We start from the raw sequence: 2,690 nt of genomic DNA on the forward strand, positions 1-2,690 counted from the left end.
CGCGTAAACTGCGCTAACTCCGATTGCACTGCTCTCCAGCTCAGCGAAGAAGTTGCGACACCCGCTTCCAGGATGATCGTGGGCGCGCCTTCACCTTCCGAATAGACATGGAGGCGGCTATCCTGCACCAGAACAAGCCTGCCCGGTGCAGGATAGAGCCGGCGATCAATCGCTGAACCTATCGCTTGAAAGAGTGCCCCAATAAGCAATATGGCCAAGGGCACTGATAGCGCCCAAAGTAGGATGGTCATTGTCACCCTCCTGCTCTAATTGTCATCCTGCTCTATGGGATGCAGTATGAATGAATCCCAAACGTCGGGAGCATGGTCCATTCAAGATGGAACTCCGTTCAGATAAGGTTTGTCCAACTTAACCAAAGGCAACCACGCGACACCGTCTGATCCTGGCAAGAGTGACGCCCGTGTGCAGATCTAATCTTCGGATCGTAACTGCCTTACGCTCGCCTGGAGCTTTGCGGTGAGTTGCGCGGGCTCTGCACCTTCCTCGATGACGACAGGCTCGCCTACGTGCACCTCCAGTTGTCCTGAGCGGAACCATCGAGTCTTGCCTCTACGCATTTCGCCCAGACCGATCAGCGCTACCGGCACAACGGGCACGCGCGACTGCTGCGCCAGCAGGCCGATTCCGGGCCTGAACGGTTGTAGCTCGCCGTCGGGACTCCGAGCCCCCTCGGGAAAGATCAGTACGGAGTAGCCTCGATCCATTGCTTCGCCTGCATGGGCAAAACTTTTCCGGAACCCACGCAGCCGCGGCAGAGGAAATACATTGAACAACGCAGTCACCAGCCAATACCCCGCTGGCGCGAGCAGATTCCGAAGTGTGCTCTGCTGGTTTCGCCCCCTCCGAAGGTTCAGAAGAACTTCAGCAGACATTGCAATTGCAACCCGTTGCCGCAGTCTGGCCGGTAGCGCATATAAGATCAGTACGCCATCGTAAGCGGTCACATGATTCGCAATCACCAGCACCGGCCCTGGCGGCAGCTCCGCCGCCTCACGTACTACTACGCGTGGTGCGGCGAGCAGCCATATCAGGGGACGCATCACGAGTTCGATAAAAGCAACGCGGACCGCATGGATCGGCCAAGCCCACGGCCACCGCGAAAGCGAAAGGGGAGATACATCGCGCTCGTTTGGGGACACTGTCTGAGGCAGGGACATAGCGGCGGGCACTTCACCGGGACTCACCGAAGCAGGACCGATCTCACCCGCGATATGAGCTGCCTTTACTTCAGGGGAAGTCCCTGCCTTCCGCTCCAGTAATGCCCGCAGATCGCCCAGCGTCTCCACTCCGGCAATCACATCATCCTCAAGCTCGAAGGCCCACCGGTGCTCAAGGGCCGATTGCAACTGCACACGACCCAGACTATCCAGGTGGAGGTCCTCCGACAGCCTTAGGTCRTCGCTGACACCTGCGACGGATTCGCCGGTAATCTCCGCAATCAGATTGAGTAGCGCATCGGCTTTTGCGGTGACGTCTGCGGTTCCACTGTGCCTGGAGTTCCAGAGTGTTGCACGAACCCACTCTGCCACCTCTCTGCGCAATAGCTTTCCCGTCGAAGTGTATGAGAACTGCGGATTAGGCCACCGCAATGCTCGTCGAATGTGTTGATACCCTGCCAGTTCGCGGTTTGCCTGGCCGACAAGTACGTTCAGGTCGGAATCACCCGCTGAAAGGAGCACGACTGCAACCGGCTCCGGGCCGCGGATGGTCTCATATGGCACCACGACGCATCCGCGTACTCCGGGCAGTTTCGTCATCGCCTCTTCGAGATCCGAGGGGTACACGTTCATCCCTGCACCGGTGACGATGACTTCTCCCTTTCTGCCAAGAAACCGCAGCTCGCCGGACTCATCCTTCGTCGCCAGATCGCCGGTTGCCAGCCACTCTGCCTGGCGCGGCCGCAATGCGCCTCCCTGCCACGTCGCTGTTGCCAGCATGTCTCCGCGCACAAGAATCTCGCCGTCGTCGCTGATGCGGACCTCACGACCTGGTAGAACTTTACCGATTGTTCCGTGTCCGATACGAAATGGATGATTGAGCGTCACAAGGGCGGTTGTCTCTGTCATGCCATAACCCTGAATCAGCGCGAAACCAAGCTTGTTCCAGAAATCTTCCAGATCGGCGGGTAATGTCGCTCCTCCAGAGATGGCCGCCCAGAACTTCCACCCGAAAGCGTGGTGCACCTGCCGGAAGCGCCACCATCGCTTCCAGACCGAGAGATCTTTTGCTCGTTCCAAGTCCAGTGCGAGCGAACCATAGTGCTCCAGCAGATGCAGCCGAAGTAGATGCAACACGCGCGGCACGGTGATCAGGACTGAGATGCGTTCACGATGTATCAGCTCGATCATCCGCGACGGCTCGAACTGTTCACCAAAGTGGAGCTCGGCCGCCAGCAGGGAAGGGATCCACATGCCCATGAACTGGCCGAAGACATGGCTCAGCGGCAGGGTGTGCAGAAACCGCAGTGGATGCACCCACCGCTCGTACTTCAGGTATTTGGCAATTTCAGCCTCGATGGGCTGCAGGCTCGTAAGAACATTGCGATGCGTAAGAACGATGCCCTTGGGCTCCGCAGTTGTGCCCGATGTAAAGATGATCTCAAAGGGTGTCTCTCCGTTGACGGCATCGCTCACCGCGAACATCGGCGTGGCGGGCAACTGCACATTTAC

At 58.3% G+C, this 2,690-nt stretch carries 2 protein-coding genes; both read right to left on the minus strand.

Annotated elements, in window-relative coordinates:
- Window positions 1–251, minus strand: a 251-nt coding sequence (locus tag AB4043_RS21775; RefSeq protein ID WP_442308070.1) for a hypothetical protein, incomplete at its 3' end; no start/stop codon positions are given.
- Between the two features lie 180 nt (window positions 252–431).
- On the minus strand, window positions 432–2,690 hold a 2,259-nt coding region (locus tag AB4043_RS21780), incomplete at its 5' end, for an AMP-binding protein (protein WP_442308071.1).

The sequence above is a fragment of the Terriglobus sp. YAF25 genome (genome assembly GCF_052113305.1).
Classification (GTDB): domain Bacteria; phylum Acidobacteriota; class Terriglobia; order Terriglobales; family Acidobacteriaceae; genus Terriglobus.